This window comes from Roseomonas aerilata DSM 19363, assembly GCF_000711725.1.
In the GTDB taxonomy this organism is placed as follows: domain Bacteria; phylum Pseudomonadota; class Alphaproteobacteria; order Acetobacterales; family Acetobacteraceae; genus Roseomonas; species Roseomonas aerilata.
Window position 1 is genome coordinate 1 of the sequence record NZ_JONP01000033.1, and the last position, 14,838, is coordinate 14,838.

The 14,838-nt window shown below is 66.5% G+C and carries 14 protein-coding genes and 1 pseudogene; 10 read left to right on the plus strand and 5 right to left on the minus strand.

All coding sequences use genetic code 11. The annotated features are described in order from the left end of the window. From BO39_RS23735 to BO39_RS23755, 5 genes are all read left to right on the plus strand, one after another. Positions 1 to 452, plus strand: a 452-nt coding sequence (locus tag BO39_RS23735; RefSeq protein ID WP_043838284.1) for a PEP-CTERM sorting domain-containing protein, incomplete at its 5' end; no start/stop codon positions are given. A 102-nt stretch (positions 453 to 554) separates the two neighbouring features. Then, positions 555 to 947 carry a MarR family transcriptional regulator gene (locus BO39_RS23740; RefSeq protein WP_043838286.1) on the plus strand — a complete coding sequence of 131 codons (393 nt, stop codon included), beginning with the start codon at positions 555 to 557 and terminating at the stop codon, positions 945 to 947. A gap of 377 nt (positions 948 to 1,324) precedes the next feature. Beyond that, positions 1,325 to 1,621 carry a hypothetical protein gene (locus BO39_RS23745; RefSeq protein WP_043838290.1) on the plus strand — a complete coding sequence of 99 codons (297 nt, stop codon included), beginning with the start codon at positions 1,325 to 1,327 and terminating at the stop codon, positions 1,619 to 1,621. Between the two features lie 520 nt (positions 1,622 to 2,141). Beyond that, a complete protein-coding gene (locus BO39_RS32855; RefSeq protein WP_156963856.1) occupies positions 2,142 to 2,543 on the plus strand; it encodes a helix-turn-helix domain-containing protein in 402 nt (133 codons plus the stop codon). Between the two features lie 160 nt (positions 2,544 to 2,703). Continuing rightward, positions 2,704 to 3,024, plus strand: a complete 321-nt coding sequence (locus BO39_RS23755) for an HU family DNA-binding protein (protein WP_043838294.1) — start codon at positions 2,704 to 2,706, stop codon at positions 3,022 to 3,024. Between the two features lie 956 nt (positions 3,025 to 3,980). Here the strand turns inward: BO39_RS23755 and BO39_RS34565 are convergent. After that, entirely contained in the window at positions 3,981 to 4,262 is a 282-nt protein-coding gene (locus BO39_RS34565; protein ID WP_245615358.1) for a hypothetical protein, read from the minus strand. A gap of 302 nt (positions 4,263 to 4,564) precedes the next feature. Here BO39_RS34565 and BO39_RS23765 point away from each other — a divergent pair, with 302 nt between their 5' ends. After that, positions 4,565 to 5,275 carry an IS6 family transposase gene (locus BO39_RS23765; protein ID WP_043838296.1) on the plus strand — a complete coding sequence of 237 codons (711 nt, stop codon included), beginning with the start codon at positions 4,565 to 4,567 and terminating at the stop codon, positions 5,273 to 5,275. A gap of 69 nt (positions 5,276 to 5,344) precedes the next feature. Here BO39_RS23765 and BO39_RS35345 read toward each other — a convergent pair. The 3 genes and pseudogenes from BO39_RS35345 to BO39_RS23775 form a co-directional block, all read right to left on the minus strand. Continuing rightward, a pseudogene (locus BO39_RS35345) lies at positions 5,345 to 6,019 on the minus strand (Bug family tripartite tricarboxylate transporter substrate binding protein); the annotation flags it as partial. A gap of 43 nt (positions 6,020 to 6,062) precedes the next feature. Beyond that, a complete protein-coding gene (locus tag BO39_RS23770) occupies positions 6,063 to 7,640 on the minus strand; it encodes a rhodanese-like domain-containing protein (protein ID WP_211257543.1) in 1,578 nt (525 codons plus the stop codon). A 1-nt stretch (position 7,641) separates the two neighbouring features. Then, positions 7,642 to 8,229 carry a cysteine dioxygenase family protein gene (locus BO39_RS23775; RefSeq protein WP_043838298.1) on the minus strand — a complete coding sequence of 196 codons (588 nt, stop codon included), beginning with the start codon at positions 8,227 to 8,229 and terminating at the stop codon, positions 7,642 to 7,644. 308 nt (positions 8,230 to 8,537) lie between these two features. Between BO39_RS23775 and BO39_RS23780 the strand changes: the two genes are divergently transcribed. Further along, the gene (locus BO39_RS23780) at positions 8,538 to 9,530 is read left to right on the plus strand and encodes a Bug family tripartite tricarboxylate transporter substrate binding protein (protein WP_043838300.1); all 993 of its coding nucleotides are present in this window, start codon (positions 8,538 to 8,540) and stop codon (positions 9,528 to 9,530) included. A 12-nt stretch (positions 9,531 to 9,542) separates the two neighbouring features. Here the strand turns inward: BO39_RS23780 and BO39_RS23785 are convergent, their stop codons facing one another. After that, on the minus strand, positions 9,543 to 10,388 hold the full coding sequence (locus BO39_RS23785; protein ID WP_043838303.1) for a LysR substrate-binding domain-containing protein: 846 nt from the start codon (positions 10,386 to 10,388) through the stop codon (positions 9,543 to 9,545). A gap of 179 nt (positions 10,389 to 10,567) precedes the next feature. On the opposite strand from BO39_RS23785, the gene BO39_RS23790 reads away from it, so the two are divergent. The 3 genes from BO39_RS23790 to purB all read left to right on the plus strand — a co-directional run bounded on the left by BO39_RS23790 (position 10,568) and on the right by purB (position 14,835). Further along, a complete protein-coding gene (locus BO39_RS23790) occupies positions 10,568 to 11,581 on the plus strand; it encodes a M14 family metallopeptidase (protein WP_052402532.1) in 1,014 nt (337 codons plus the stop codon). A gap of 74 nt (positions 11,582 to 11,655) precedes the next feature. Beyond that, entirely contained in the window at positions 11,656 to 12,678 is a 1,023-nt protein-coding gene (locus BO39_RS23795; RefSeq protein ID WP_084698431.1) for a Bug family tripartite tricarboxylate transporter substrate binding protein, read from the plus strand. 795 nt (positions 12,679 to 13,473) lie between these two features. Further along, positions 13,474 to 14,835, plus strand: coding sequence for an adenylosuccinate lyase (gene purB / locus BO39_RS23800; RefSeq protein WP_043838307.1), 1,362 nt, complete (start codon positions 13,474 to 13,476; stop codon positions 14,833 to 14,835). The last annotated feature ends 3 nt before the right edge of the window (positions 14,836 to 14,838 follow it).

The following is a 14,838-nucleotide window of genomic DNA, read 5'->3' on the forward strand; positions in this document are numbered from 1 at the left end:
TGGGCAACTTCGCCACCGCCCACACCGTCACCTTCGAGGTCACCCAGACCGGCCTGACCAGCGCCTCCGCCGGCGCCCCGCTCGCGGCGCTGGCCTCCAGCTTCACCGCCAACTTCCTCATCAACGGCTCGGCCATCTCCAACGTCACCCTCTCCACCTACGCCGACGCCAACAACACCGCCTTCGGCCGCAGCCAGCTCCTCTCCTCCGTCTCCTACAGCAGCGGCCCCACCAACGCCTCCGGCGCCCTGCTCTCCAACCCCACCCTCAACAACTCGCTCTTCTCCGAGACCGTCGTCATCACCGCGACCTTCACGGCCGCCGGCGCCACCCTCAACGCCGACGCACAGATCGTCGCCGTCCCCGAGCCCGCCTCGCTGGCCCTCTTCGGCATCGGCCTCCTCGGCATGGGTCTCATCCGCCAGCGCAAGACCACGAAGCCGCTCGTCTGAGCCGAGATCCGGACAAGCAACACCGCGTCACCGGCAAGTGATGCAACAAGGGCCGGGTGTCTGGCCACCCGGCCCCTTGCTGCGCCTCGGGACAGGAGATTGATGACCATGCAAAGCGCGCCCGACGAGCTCATCGAGGTCCTACGGGAAACCGTCGTCTCCCTCGTTCGTCGCGACGGGCCTGACCTCACCGCACGCCAGCTCAGCATCTTCCTGATCGTCTATCTCGGCGAGGGCCCACACACCGTGCGCGGCCTGGCCTCGGCGCTGAACGTCCCCAAGGCTTCGGTCACCCGCGGGCTGGATCGCATGAGCAAGTTCGAGCTCACCCACCGCAGGACCGACCCGCAGGATCGCCGCTCCGTGCTTGTGCAGCGCACCGTTAAAGGCACCGCTCTGGTGCGCGAGATACAAGCCGTCATGGGCGAAGCCGCAGATGCGTTGGCAAAAAAGCTCAACTTAAGGAAGGCACACGCTAGCAGCCACACCCACTGACCAAGCAGACGACACCCGCTCACGCCGATCAGGAAGCGAGCCTGATTGTGTTAGCCGCCATACTTTCCACGCAAGGAGAAAGCTGTGCTCAAGATACTGCGCCAGTGCGTTGCGCTCGTCATAGACGTGTTGGCGTTTGACGATGGTGAACACCCTTTTCGATCACATCGAGCTAGGGGGCACAGCCTACGGCCTGGGCCTTCGCACCGCCTGCAATTAGTGCTGCGCCGCTTAACAATGAGGCCAGCGACAGCTGCGGACTGAAGCTGCCCTGTTCTGATCGCCTCTTACTCAGATTGTACCGGATTAAGCAGGGTAGCTGCAGGTAGCTGTGGCCACAGCGCCCCTGGCACAACCTCTCGCAACGGACACAACCGATGCTCAAGGCTGCTGACAGGATAACCACCCTCTCCGACCACTTCGACGATGCCTTGGACAGGATACGCGAAGCGGATCCCGAACTCAGCAAGGACGAGTTTACGGCGCTTCTGGACAACGCGCTCGATGCGGTGCGGGGCCTCTCGGCAACACGTGCCGAGACGTGGCAACAGCACGCGGAGAAGTTGATCGTGGCCGGTCGCGTGCGGGAAGATCTGCGATCTGCGGCCGCCGAGGGGCTGATCAAGTCCTGCATCTCGGACGCAGTTTACCTGTCAATGATTGGTCGCGCATGACACCTGCAATGCTCCCTGTCGAACAGAGGCCATCGGTGGGCCGCTGACCCTGTCAGCGTCCGCGCTGAACGACGGCGCTCGCCGCTGGATCGCCAAGGTGGGGATCGAACCTTTGGGCACCCCCTGCTTCAGGAGAACAGGTTAGGCGGCATGTTTGCCAAACACGATGGCCTCGTCGCCGATAGGAGAGGCAAAGGGGCAATTTGATGCCTCACTGCGGCTGGCGAAACTAAAACGTGTGAGCCAATAAAGAACAGTTATGCTTCCGCCGCACTGTTTCGCCAAGGGTCAGTCACGGTAGATAATCATGGTGGTCCGGACTTGCGAGGTGGCGCTGCCTGTCGATACTGTCGGCTTGAATCGTCCTCTCTAAGCATGGAAGGGATGCTGAGGTGCGGCTTCTGAAGGGCCCATGAATTCCTTGCAGTGGAACCAACAAGTCGCGCAAGCCGTCCAGTTGCTTACGCCTGGGCAGCGGCGTGCCGCTCGTTGGATGCCATCGGACGGGACAAGCTGCCTGGTGTTCAATACCAAGCCACGTCCACCCGTTAATGTCCTTCACGCCCTTCTCGCCATCGGCTTGGCTGAGCGTGATGCCAACACCTCCGGAGAAAGTTGGCGTCTGACGGAGCTTGGCCTCGGCGTCAGGGCCGCTCTGGAGCCCGACGGTGGCGCTTCCAGCCGGGTCCAAATGGGAGGGACTAGCCGTGACGAGAGGCTGCTGACGCCGGAGCGGTGCCGCGCGGTACGGGAGATGTTGCAATGGAGCACGGAGGATCTCGCGCGGTACGCCCAGGTTGGGAAGGGCACCATCGACCGTTTTGAGATGCGGATGGGGAATCCGCATCCACGAACCTTAAAGGCGATCCTCGCTGCTTTCCGCGCCGCCGGCAGTGAGTTCGCGAAGGACGCCTCCCTTTAGAGGAGGCATTCTGGCCGCTTCCTTGTCCAGCATGGACATGCAGGGTAGCGAACGAGCGCTCAGCTCAGTGCGAGCCATCTACCCTCTCTGTTTGTCGTGATGTAGGTGTGGACAGCACCTCCTTCAGGTGTAGGTCCGTCCAACCCATTGAAATTCGCCTTTGTCGAAGAAGTTCCTCACCGACATCATTCAGCAATCCACCGAGATGACGGGCGTTGCCTCCGGGCAGCTCGCGGCCGACCTAATCGCCGCCATCAAGGAGGAGATCATTGAGACCGGCCGCTTCTCGCTGCCAGACTTCGGCACCTTCACAGTTCGCGAGACTGCCAAGCGCTCGGCACTCAACCCACGCACGGGCGAGAAGGTGCAGGTCAAGGCCGGCGCTACGGTCAAGTTCAAGGCCAGCCCCTCCCTCAAGGAGGCAGCCTTCGCGGGCGCCAAGAAGGCCAGGCGCAAGGCAGCCAAGAGCAAGGCCGGCTGACTTCGGCAAGGGGGCGCGCCTCGCTCATCGAGCGTCGATCCGGACAAGATGCCGAAGGACACGCAGAGCTCGGCGCCACCATGGGCGGCGACCGTGCGGATCGGGCGGGGTAGCGCCCAAGCGCTTGTCCTCGAGCTTGGGCAGGCGAGCAGGAGGGACGGTGTCGGCGTAGGGCATCGTTGCAAACTCCGGTGCCGGTGACTGGATCGGACCCGGTGAGGAAAGCTATTGCGCGGCTTCCTCTTCTCAGACCAGCGGAGCGGGGACGGTGATCATCAAGGTCACCCTCAACCAGCTTCTGGTCTGAACCGTCGTACCGCAGCGGGTACGCGCTTCTTCCCCGCCGGAGCGCTTACACCGGGGAAGCGGAGCTGCTCCAGGGCTAGGCCGCCCTCCTCATGCAGAGTTGTGACGTCTCGCTCACCGAGGCTCTCACCGACAAACCACCGGAGACGGGTGAGGTGCTGGTCGGCGCTCGCGCCAGTCCACCTGTTCCTGCCCTTCGGTGAACTGCCCGTGTCGGAAGGATCTTCTACCTTCAGAGGCCTGCTGCGCGGAGGCTCGATGGGCGAGCACGCACGGCGGCAACCCCGGCAAGGCGCTCCAGGCGGAGAGCGGTAAGGCCTGGGCTCGCCAAGGCGTTTGCGAGCTGCTTGAGCACCGGCAAGTGGGAAACGGCACTGTCCGCGAAGGTGCGTCCCAGCAGGTCCATCCCGACGTGCCCACCGCCGTCCAGGCCAGCCGCCACAGCAGCGACAGCGTCACCGTCGCGCCTGAACGCATGCCGTAGATCGCCACCACCACTCCGCCCTCCAGCGCCGCGCGGGGCGTGAAGCATTGGGGCGTGCTGACCATCCGCACAGGCCTTGGCAACGCACGTTTCACGAACCGTCCGACGGCGCAGCCATCGTAGATGGGGCACTTGGTGACCGTCCTACTCGCCTCTTCGGGTGGCCTTACTGAAGAAAGCCAATCCAGCGGCCGGCCAGCACCACGGCGGCCCATATGAGGAGCGAAACAGCCGCTGAGGCACGCAAAGAGCCATGCACCGCCCCGCCGGTGAGCGCGACCTGCCATCCGGGATTGGCGTGGACGACGGCAACGTTCAGCAGGGCAAGCCCGATCAGCCCGAGTTTCAAGAGAAAGGCTGGGTTTTCAGCATAGGTGAGCGGCCGGGTGCTGAAGAGCAGGAAGCCAGTGGCCGCCGCAAGCACAAAGCCGCCGGCGGCGACCCGCATGGAGGGTCCTGCGATCGCGCCCAGCGGGCTGCCGCGGAACAAGCCAAGGATCCGCAGATCCAGGACCGCGATGCCGCCGAAGAGCAGGGCAAGGGCAAGGATGTGAGCGGCGTTGACCAGCGGGTAAGCGACGGCCGAGCGCGAGAGGGCCAGTGCGACCGGCCAGGCGGCCAGACCCTGAAGAAGCTCGAGCAGGTGAGCCTCAGCTCCGGATGCGCTCGGGGTGGTTCTGTTGCGGCCTTGCGGCGCCCCAGTGGCTGGGTACAAACCAGAGCATGTCGAGACGGTGGAGAGTGGCCTCGGTGAGGCAGGATCAGTCCTTCAAAGGTCGGCAGTTCACCGCCGAGGTGATCCTCTGGGCAGTCCGGTGGTACCTGATGTTCCCGATCAGCTACCGCGATCTCGAACTGATGCTTCAGGACCGCGGTGTCGCGATCGCCCACACCACCCTCTTTCGCTGGGTGCAGACCTACGCGCCGGAGATTGAGAAGCGGATCCAGCCGCATCTGCGTGCCTCAAACGGCTCGTGGAGGGTCGACGAGACCTACGTGCGGGTGAAGGGCCGTTGGATGTACCTATACCGCGCGGTCGACAGCTGTGGCCGAACGATCGACTCCCTGCTCTCGGTCAAGAGGGACGCGGCGGCCGCGAAGCGTTTCTTCCGCAAGGCCCTCGGGCAGCCGCATACGGTGAACCCGCGCACCATTATTGTGGACAAGAACCCGGCCTACCCGTGTGCCATCGAGCAGCTGAAGGAGGACGGTGAGCTATGGGGCTTCGCCCGCCTGCGGCAATGCAAGTTTCTCAATAACATCGTGGAACAAGACCACCGGCGCATGAAACGCCTGGTCAGACCAGGGCTCGGCTTCGGCGGTTTCCATACGGCACGACGAACACTGGCGGGCTACGAGGTGATGGCGATGGTGAGAAAGGGGCAGCTTCGGAGGATTGATGGGCGCGACATGCGGGCCCAAGCCACCTTCGTCGCCGAGCTGTTCCAGATTGCTGCCTGATCCGCTTGCTACCCAGGCTACCTGCGGCCCGCTGCAAAGTTTGCAACACAATCCGCGCGCCCGCTCCTTCGTGCTGACGGCCAGCGGAACCAGGGCGCCGCTACGGATATGCGGCACCACGGGCGCGGCGGTGACCCAGATGGCGTCCACATGCCCCGCTAGCGCGTCCGACACGGCGGGACCGCCGCCACGATAGGGCACGTGCGTCCAGCGCCCGTGCGTCATCACCTGCATCAGCGCCCCCGCGAGATGCCCGCTGCTGGCATTGCCGGGTGAGGCGATGTTGAGTCGCCCCTTCCGCTTCTCCGCCTCCGTCAGGAGCCCTCCGAGGTCGCGGACGCCCAGGGACGGATGCGCCAGAAGCACCTGCGGCGCACGGCACAGAAGGACGGACGGCACGAAGCTGCGCGTAGCGTCCCAGGTAACGGGCTGGAGCGTGGGGTTCACGGTCAGCGCGTCGGAGGCGACCAGCGCCGTGTAGCCGTCCGGTGCCGCGCGGGCGACGAGGTCTATCCCGATGTTGCCCGCGGCCCCGCCCCGGTTCTCCACGACGACCGGGGCACCGAGGCGGTGCTGCAAGCGCTCCGCCACCTGCCGTGTGAGGAGATCCACGCTGCCGCCGGCCGCCAGAGGGACGACGAAGCGCATCGGGCGTTCCGGCCAGGCAGCGAGGGCGGGTCGCGCCGTAGCAAGGAAGGCCGTGCCGATACCGGCTCTGAGCAAGCTCCTTCTCGTTGACCGCATGATCCCCTTCTCCCTTACGGAGGTTTCCCCGTCTTCCGCCGCCTCAACCGGGCGGCAGGAAGCGCCAGGCGGCGCGCTCTGCCCCGTCGAGCTTCTCGATCAGGCCCATCTCCCAGGCCAGGTACTGCCGTGCGGCTGCCTTGTTGCCGTCGTGCCGGTCGTGGACGAAGAAGAGGAAGTCGATGCAGTCCGCGTCGCGCGGGTCGTGCGGCGTCGCCTCGACCGCGAGCCCGGCGGCTCGCCACGAGGCAGGATCGCCCCGGTGCCAGTGCGTCGCGACGATGCCGCGCTCCGCGAGGTCTAGCGCCGCCAGTCGCGCCAGGTCTCCCTCCGCCGCGATCAGCACGAGCGCTCCGGACGGCGCCGAGACCCTGTCCAGCCGCGGGCGGATGGCCCAGCGTGCCCCGGCCAGGTGCCCGGCCCGGTAGGCCATGGAGGAGCGCAGGTCGAGCAGGGCGGCGCCGGCCGCCATCAGCCCGGGCAGCTCCGCAGCGGCGGCCAGGGCAAGGCTGGGCAGCGCCGGCTTCGCGGTGGGGGGTGGAAGGGGCAGGCTGGCCGCGAGTCCTTCGGTGAGCACGAAGGCATCCCACCCCATCTGGCGCAGCCACGCCGCCACCATGAGCGCGCGCACGCCCTCGCTGTCGAAGAGAACAAGGCGGGCGCCGCGCACTCCGACATACTGATCGGTCGCCTGCAGAAGCTGGCCACCCGGTGCGGACTGCGCACCGGGCAAGGAACCGGCGGCGAACTCCTCGGGCGTCCGTACGTCGCAGAGGAAGGTGCTGCGGGCCGGATCGCCCATCCAGGCCGTGAGCGTCCTGGCGTCCGCCCACCCGACCTCGGCGCGCGCAGCATGCGCCTCCGCCCGGGACCGCGCCTCCACCATGTCCCCGGCCGGCGCGGGATAGAGCCGGTCCGCGCCGTGGTCGAGGGGAAGATCGGCGAGGAACCAGCCCTGGGTCCCGTTCTCCAGGGCCAGAACCGGGTTGGGCACGCCGAAATGGCGGAGGGTCTGCGCGCCGATGATGCTGCGCGTGCGGCCCGCGCAGTTCACCACGATCGTCGTCTCCGGATGGGATGCCAAGGCGGCGATCCGCAGCGCCAGCTCGCCATTCGGGCAGCAGATGCTGCCGGGGATGGTCATCTTCCGGTACTCGTCGACCGGGCGGCCATCCAGCACGACGAGCTTGTCCCCGCGCGCCTGCCGTGCCGCCAACTCCGGCGCGGTGATGTGAGGCGTGCCGTAGACATGCTCCACCATTTCGCCGAAGGACTTGCTCGGCAGGTTCACCCCGGCGAAGAGCTCGTAGCCCGCCGCCTTCCAGGCGGTCGCGCCGCCTTCCAGCGCATGGACGGAGTCGTACCCCATCGCCTCGAGCCGTGCCGCGGCCCGCAGCGCGACGCCGTCCCCTTGGTCGAGCAGGACGATGCGCGTGGCCCGGCGCGGCACCAGCCGGCCGATCTCCAGCTCCAGGCGGGAGTAGGGCAGGGGGACGGCGTAGAAGGGGTGCGCCTCCCCGAATTGCCCGTGCTCCCGCACGTCTAGCAGCGCGATCTCGGCGCCGTCGTGCAGCCACGCCTTGAGCGTGGGGGCGTCCACCGGTCGCATCGCTCCGCTCACCTCAGCGCTTCGTCTGCACGCCGATTGGCATGGGCTTCACGGTCTTTGCCGCCACGTCGTACGTGACGCGCTCGCTCAGCACCTCCAGCGCGCGGCCGTAGAGGTGAAGGTGGCGGATGGGGCGGTCGCCGACGATGTCGACGGAGTGGATGTCGTCCGGCATCAGCGCGATCCCGCTGCCGGCCTTCACCACGATCATCTCCTTACTCTCCAGCTCCGCATGGCCGGGAAGGCTGCCGTCGTCCGTGCGGTGCCAGACCGTGTTGTGCTCCTCGCCCTCGACGCCCGCGATGCAGGCCCACGTTGTGTGGTCGTGGGGAGGGATCTTCCGGCCCGGGAGCATGGTGTTCAGGTAAAGGGCGTAGGTCTGGTCCGGGTCCTCCGCGATCAGGTAGCGGGCCTGCCGCGTGTCCTCGCCAGGAGAGGGGAAGTCCTCGGCCGGCCACAGCCTGGGCTGGGCGGCGAGGCCCTTCAGCACCTCCAGCACCCTGCCGAGCGTCGCCCGGTCCAGCGCGCGGTCGCCGATCAGTTCTCGAACCTGACCGATGGCCTGGTCCACCGCGTCCTGACGTTCCGTTTTGATAGACATCCCCGTTCCCCGGAATCCTTGCCACTCAGGTTGAGCATGTGCCGGCCGACCCGACAAACGCATTCCTGAAGGAGGAAACATAAAAGGGTCTAATGCCTGGGGGCATTTGATGCCCGGCAGCACCTCTCCCTCCTGACCGATACCTTCCGGGGCCAACAAGCCCGGGCTCTGCCCGACCGAGCCCGGCCCTGGTCTGTCCAGCACATCAGCGAGGCTTATCGATCTCTCGCGCAGAATACGTTTGGCAGGCGGACCGGCGGGAAGCAGGAATAAGCACCCGGAGCGGTTACCGACGGAGAGAAAGAACGATGGCGCACGAACACGGACGCAGAGCCCTCCTCCTTGCAGCCCCGGCCATCCTGACGGCGCGGCCGGGTTCTGCGCCCGCGCAGAGCCCTTGGGCGCCCTCCCGCCCGCTGCGCCTCATCGTCCCTTTCGCCCCTGGCGGCTCCACGGACGTGGGGGCCCGCATCCTTGCCGAGCGCATGGGCGAAACCCTGGGCCAGCCCGTGGTGGTCGAGAACCGCGCCGGCGCGGGCGGCGCGATCGGGACCGAAGCCGTGGCACGGGCCGCGCCCGACGGCCACACGCTGCTCCTCGGCACGAACGGCGTGATGACCATCGCGCCCAATCTTGGCCTTATGCGGAGCGTGAGCATCGGTCGGGACCTCGCGCCCGTCTCGCTTGCCTTCCGCTCCGACATCCTTGTGGTGGTGCCCGTCGGATTTCCGGCGAGGACTCTTCCCGAGTTCCTGGCCCTGGCTCGCGCAAGGCCAGGCGGGATCTCCTACGGCTCCAGCGGCGTGGGCACGGCGACCCACATCTTTACCGAGGTCTTCGCCGGCGCTGCCGGGATCGAGCTGACGCATGTCCCGTACCGGGGCAGCGGGCAAGCGATGAGCGACCTGATCGCGGGCACCATCCAGCTCCTTCTCGACCAGCCCGCCTCCTCCCTCGGCCCGGTTCGCGAGGGAAGCCTGCGTGCCCTGGCCAGCACGGGTCACCAGCGCAACCCGCTCCTGCCGGACGTCCCCACCGTGGCGGAGTTCGGTCTGCAGGGGGCCGAGAGCACCTCGTGGGGCGCCATCATGGCGCCGGCGGGCACACCGCCATCCGCGGTCGAGCGCGTCAGCCTTGCCGTCCGCGAGGCCGTGGCCCGGCCTGAGAGCGCACGACGCCTCGCCCAGGCGGGCCTCGACGGGGAGGCCTCCTCTCCGGGCGAGCTGGGCGCCTTTATCCGCAGCGAGACGGAGCGCCTGGGCGAGGTGATCCGGCAGCGGAACATCCGCGTGGAGGGATGACCGCCCGCCGCCTCAGAACGCGATGTCGGACAGACCGTCGAAGACCCGCCGCGCTGCCTCTCCGCTGCCGGTGCGGAGGAAGAGGGAGAAGGTGACGTTGGGCAGGGGCGGCAGCCCGTCCGCCTCGCTCAGCACCCGCAGCTCCGGCGTCAGCATCTCGATATTGCGCGCCGTGACCCCCAGCCCGGCCCGGACGGCGGCACGGATGGCGCCGAGATTGAGACTGAGATAAGCGAGGTGCCAAGCGCATCCGGCACGGTCCAGCGCGTCGATCGCCAGGCCGCGGAACAGGCTCGGCTCGTTGGACAGGACCAGGGGCAGCGGCGCGTCGCGCCGGTGCGCAAAGTCCGCGCCGCAGAACCACACGGTGGGCGAGCGGCGCAGCACCAGGCGCGGATAGCTGCGGTGGTCCCGTGTCGTGATGGCGAGATCCAGTTCGCCCCGCTCCAGCTCCTCCATCAGGAAGGGGCTTCGGCCTGTGCGGATCTCCAGTAGGATACTCCGGTGGCTCCGGGCGATGCGGCCGAGCAAGGCTGGTAGCATGCTGTCCACCACGTCGTTGTTCGCACCGAGGCGCACCACCTCGGTCGGGCCGCCGGGACTGAGCGCGGCGTTGGCCTCGTCGTTGAGGGTGACGAGGCGGCGGGCGTAGGTGAGCAGGCGGAGCCCGTCCTCGGTGAGGCGCTTGTGGCGGCCGTCCCATCCAAAGAGTGCGCGGCCCGTCATCGCCTCCAGACGCTGCATCTGCTGGCTGACGGCGGACTGAGTCCGATGGACCCGGGTAGCCGCCGCGGCGAAGCTGCCGGCATCGGCCACAGCGACGAAGCTCCGGAGCAGATCGAGGTCGAGGTTGCGCATCACTGCGGTATCATAAGGCGTTCTAATGTGTACCGCGTCGAGAATGCGCTTGTCACCGGCTTGGAGCTTGCAAATCATAAGTTGCGCAACGACGATGGGTGGGGTGGCAGGGCTGGCCAGGATGTAGGCACGGCAGCGGTCCCGCGTCTTCCGCACGCCTCGGCGAAGCAGGAGCGACAATGCAGGATTTTCGGACGGCTTTCGCCAACACCGCGCCCGGCCGCCACAAGGCACGGATTTCACTCGGGACGAGCGCGAGCGGGACGGAGCTGGGCATCCCCCTCACCGTCCTGCGCGGGGCGCAGCCTGGACCATGCCTTTGGATCAACGGACAGGTTCACGGTGACGAACTGAACGGGCTGCTCGCCGCCTTTGACCTGCTAGATTCGATTGATCCGGCGTCGCTCTCGGGCACTGTCGTGCTGAGCACGACGGCCAATCCCCTCGCGCTGGATGCGCGGCGCAAGCGCACACCAGCGGACGAGGAGGACCTGGACCAGTCCTATCCCGGCCGCGTCGACGGGCTGCCGACACAGCGTCTCGCGGCCGCGCTCTTCCCCCATGTCGCAGAGCATGCGGACGTCACAGTGTGCATGCACACGGTCGGCACGCCCTACGACGGCCACCCCTATGCCGTATACAAGCTGCACCCCGACAGCGGTGTGGACGAGGCCGAGCTTTTGCGGCTGACAGCACATTTCTCGCCCGCCATCTCCTGCCGCATGTCGGTGGCGGCGGGCGGGGCGGAGCTGCCAGGCAACATTGCCGGCGCGCTCGACTACCAGCTCCTCGCGCGTGGGCGCACCGCCTTCATGCTGGAGGTCGGCGGCGGCGGTCGAGCCGAGGCTTCCTTCATTGCCGCTGCCACCGCCGGGCTGCGGGGACTTGCTGTATCGATGGGCCTGCTACAAGGCCCTGCGCCGTCCCTGCCGCGAAGCCTCCTACGCGCGACAAAGCGTGGGCATCTCACTTGCAGCCATGGTGGCTTCGCACAGACCAATGTGCGGCCCGGCAGCGTCGTAAGGGCTGGAGAGCCGATCCTCCGCATCCGCAACGCCTGGGGCGAGCTGGTAGAGACCATCATCCAAGACAAGGACGTGTTCGTCATCGCGCTTCGCCGCGATCCCGTGATGCAGTCGGGGGACCGTGCGGCCTTTGTTGCTTGGCAATGGGATGAGGTCGCGATTAACTGACACCAAAACGGACGCCGGCGGCGCCGCGCCCTCGGAGGCGCGCGTCAGAGGCGGGACAGGCTGCGCCAGGACTCATGGCATCCGCTCAAAGGAAGGATGTTCCCGATATGCAGGCCATTCGGTACCCCGTCACGCGCCGCTCGCTCGGATCGGCACTGGCCGGCGCGGCGATCACTCGTCCGGCGCTGTCCCAGGACACATGGCCCGGTCGGCCAATTAGTCTTGTGGTCACCTACGCGCCCGGCGGCTCGGCGGACGTGCTGGCACGTCTCATTGCGCCAGGGATGGGCAAGGCGCTGGGCACCACGGTCGTGGTGGAAAACCGGGCGGGGGGTGGCGGCATCGTCGGCTCAGACTATGTCGCCCGGGCGACGCCGGACGGGCACGTCATTCAGATTGGCGCGGTCAGTTCCCACGCCATTGCCGAGCAGCTTTTCGGCACGCGGCTGCCCTACGATCCGCAGCGCAGCTTCACGCCTATCTCGCTGATCCTCAGCCAGCCTAACATTCTGCTGCTCGGCAATCACGTCCAGGCGCAAAACGCCGATGAGTTCATCCGTTGGGGCAGGAGCCAACGGGCCGTCCTGTTCGGCACAGCGGGCGTCGGCTCCTCCAACCATCTCAGTGGCGCGATGATCGGCGATGTATTCGGCATTCGCATGGAGCACGTGCCCTACCGCAGCGGCGGACAGGCACTGTCCGACCTGATGGCCGGGAACGTGCACGGGGTGGTGGACAACATCGTCACGGCCGCGCCGCTGGCGAAGGACGGGCGGGCGAGGGCAATCGGTGTGACCTCCGCCGGCCGGTCCGACCTGCTGCCCGATGTGCCGAGCTTCCGCGAGGTGGGCGCGCCAGATTTCGACCTCGTCTCCTGGCAAGCGCTGTATGGCCCAGCGGGTATCCCGGCAGAACGGACAGAACGGCTGAACTCAGCGCTTCGCGAGGCTCTGGCGGACCCGACTGTGCGTGCCCGGCTCGCTGAATCCGGCGCCACAATCTCGCCCGGTTCACCCAAGGAACTGGCGCGGTTCATGGCCGTAGAAATCCCAAAGTGGAGCCGCCTCGTCGTCCTCTCCGGCGCCACGCCCGACTGATCGTAGCCGCTTGCCCCCGGCGCCACCAAGATCCCACCTGATCTCAGGAGTAAGCAACACTTATGGATGAGTGTAACGGCCCAACCCTCGGCTTTGCACCCTCATGTCCCATCACGGGCGCGCGGGGGCGAAGGTGCAGGGCTTCGTCAGCCTCGTCGAGCGTATGACAAACTGTTCGGCCGTACGGCAACGCGATCTCGTATAGCATCAACCCCTTACTACAGACGATCAAGTTAAAGGGGTGGGGACCGAGGTGAGGCCGCAGTACTTTCTGCGTCTTGGCGCGACAACCGAGGCTTCGGTAATGCGGCACGCCCAAACTCATCATGAGCAAGGCGGCCGCCGAGCCAGCCAGATGATCGGTCGGGTGCAAAGCCTGACTATGGCCGCCCGCAAGTTCAGGACCGTACTGCTCGCCAGGGCTGAGTACTGGAGCTCTCCGTCCCCTTATGCAAAGTCCGATTCGCCGGATCGCAATCGCGGCGTCTGTGATCCACACGGTCAGACCGCCACGCTTCTGTCGTGCGACGTTACATATGGTCTAGGTCATCGCGCTGGTTTGCGCTTGCAGTCACAACGACTGAAGTTCTGGAACAACAAGCTGGACTTTCCGTAAGAGCTACGAGCCCTCGCCGCGAAATTCCATAGGCTGCGCCAAGCCGCCACGTCCACCCGTGCACAACAGTCTCTTAGATTGACCTCATCAATCAGAGCTACTAGCTTCGATTTCATAATTCGAAATGTGTTTCGTTGAATGAAATGCAGCTCCGGCTATTGATCCGTGGGAGGAATGCGATGGGCATCTCGGTCTTCGACATGCAGGCGCTCCAGCACAATTGGAGCACCGACGAAACGCGGGCGATCTTCGATGAACCGATGCGCGTGCAGAAGTGGATGGAGGTTGAGGCGGCGCTGGCGAAGGCGCAGGCCAAGCTAGGCATCATTCCACAAGCCGCAGCCGACGACATCGAGGCCCACGCGAAGGGCGAGACGATCGACATTCCGAAGATGGCGGCCGAGATCCGGCGCGTGAAGCACGCCCTGGTGCCCGCGCTGAAGCAGCTGCAGGCTGCCTGTTCGGCCGAGAACGGCCAGTGGGTCCACTACGGCGCGACCACCCAGGACATCCTTGATACGGGCATGGTGCTGCAGATCCGCGATGCCCACGCGCTTTACCTGCGCGATCTCAAGGCCGCCGCCAAGGAACTGGCGCGGCTGGCGCGCGAACACCGCGACACGGTCATGGCCGGGCGCACGCACGGCGTGCTCGCCCTGCCGATCACGTTCGGCCACAAATGCGCCATCTGGCTGGATGAGCTCTCGCGCCACCACGATCGGCTGAAAGAAGTGGAGAAGCGCGTCTTCGTGGGTGAGCTCGTGGGCGCGGTCGGCACGCAGGCTTCCCTGGGGCCCAAGGCCCGGCAGGTGGAGGAGGGCACGATGGCGATCCTCGGCCTCGGTGTGCCCGATATCTCCTGGGCGCCGGCGCGAGACCGCCTCGCCGAGTACGCGAGCATCCTCAACCTGATTGGAGCTACGATCGGCAAGATAGGCAATGAGCTGTTCAACATGCAGCGCAACGAGTTCGCCGAGGTGGAGGAGGGATTCACCGAGGGCAAGCTCGGCTCCTCCACAATGCCGCACAAGCGCAACCCGGTCTTCGCCGAGAATCTGCCCTGCGTCGCCCGTGGCCTGCGCGCCTCCGCGGGGCTGATGCTGGAAGCAATGGTGGTGGAGAGCGAGCGCGACGGCATTGGTTGGAAGACCGAGTGGAAGGCTATGCCGGAGTGCTGCCTCATGGCCGGCGCGCTGCTGTTCCAATGCGTGTCCCTCCTCAGGGGCCTGCGCGTGGACAAGGCGCGGATGCTGGAGAACCTGGACCGCATGCGCGGCTACCTGCTGTCCGAGCGGGTCATGCTGGAGCTGGGCGAGAAGGTTGGTAAGCAGAACGCGCACGAATGGATCTATGAGGCCTCGATGCACGGCATCGAGAATCGGCTCGACTTTGCCGGTGCCATGCGTCGGCATCCCGAGATCTCGAAGGTCTCGACCGACGCCGAGATCACCAGCATGACAGACCCGCGCGGCTATCTCGGCGAGGCCGGCGCGAGCGTGGACCGCGTGCTGGCCCGCACCGCCGGGTGGCTGGAGAGCTGAGTG

Bases quoted from the DNA above. Each gene is read 5' to 3' on its own strand.
- BO39_RS23740 (WP_043838286.1), top strand. From the start codon at position 555: ATGACCATGCAAAGCGCGCCCGACGAGCTCATCGAGGTCCTACGGGAA.
- BO39_RS23745 (WP_043838290.1), top strand. From the start codon at position 1,325: ATGCTCAAGGCTGCTGACAGGATAACCACCCTCTCCGACCACTTCGAC.
- BO39_RS34565 (WP_245615358.1), bottom strand. From the start codon at position 4,262: ATGCGGGTCGCCGCCGGCGGCTTTGTGCTTGCGGCGGCCACTGGCTTC.
- BO39_RS23775 (WP_043838298.1), bottom strand. From the start codon at position 8,229: ATGTCTATCAAAACGGAACGTCAGGACGCGGTGGACCAGGCCATCGGT.
- BO39_RS23780 (WP_043838300.1), top strand. From the start codon at position 8,538: ATGGCGCACGAACACGGACGCAGAGCCCTCCTCCTTGCAGCCCCGGCC.
- BO39_RS23785 (WP_043838303.1), bottom strand. From the start codon at position 10,388: ATGCGCAACCTCGACCTCGATCTGCTCCGGAGCTTCGTCGCTGTGGCC.
- BO39_RS23790 (WP_052402532.1), top strand. From the start codon at position 10,568: ATGCAGGATTTTCGGACGGCTTTCGCCAACACCGCGCCCGGCCGCCAC.
- BO39_RS23795 (WP_084698431.1), top strand. From the start codon at position 11,656: ATGGCATCCGCTCAAAGGAAGGATGTTCCCGATATGCAGGCCATTCGG.
- purB (WP_043838307.1), top strand. From the start codon at position 13,474: ATGGGCATCTCGGTCTTCGACATGCAGGCGCTCCAGCACAATTGGAGC.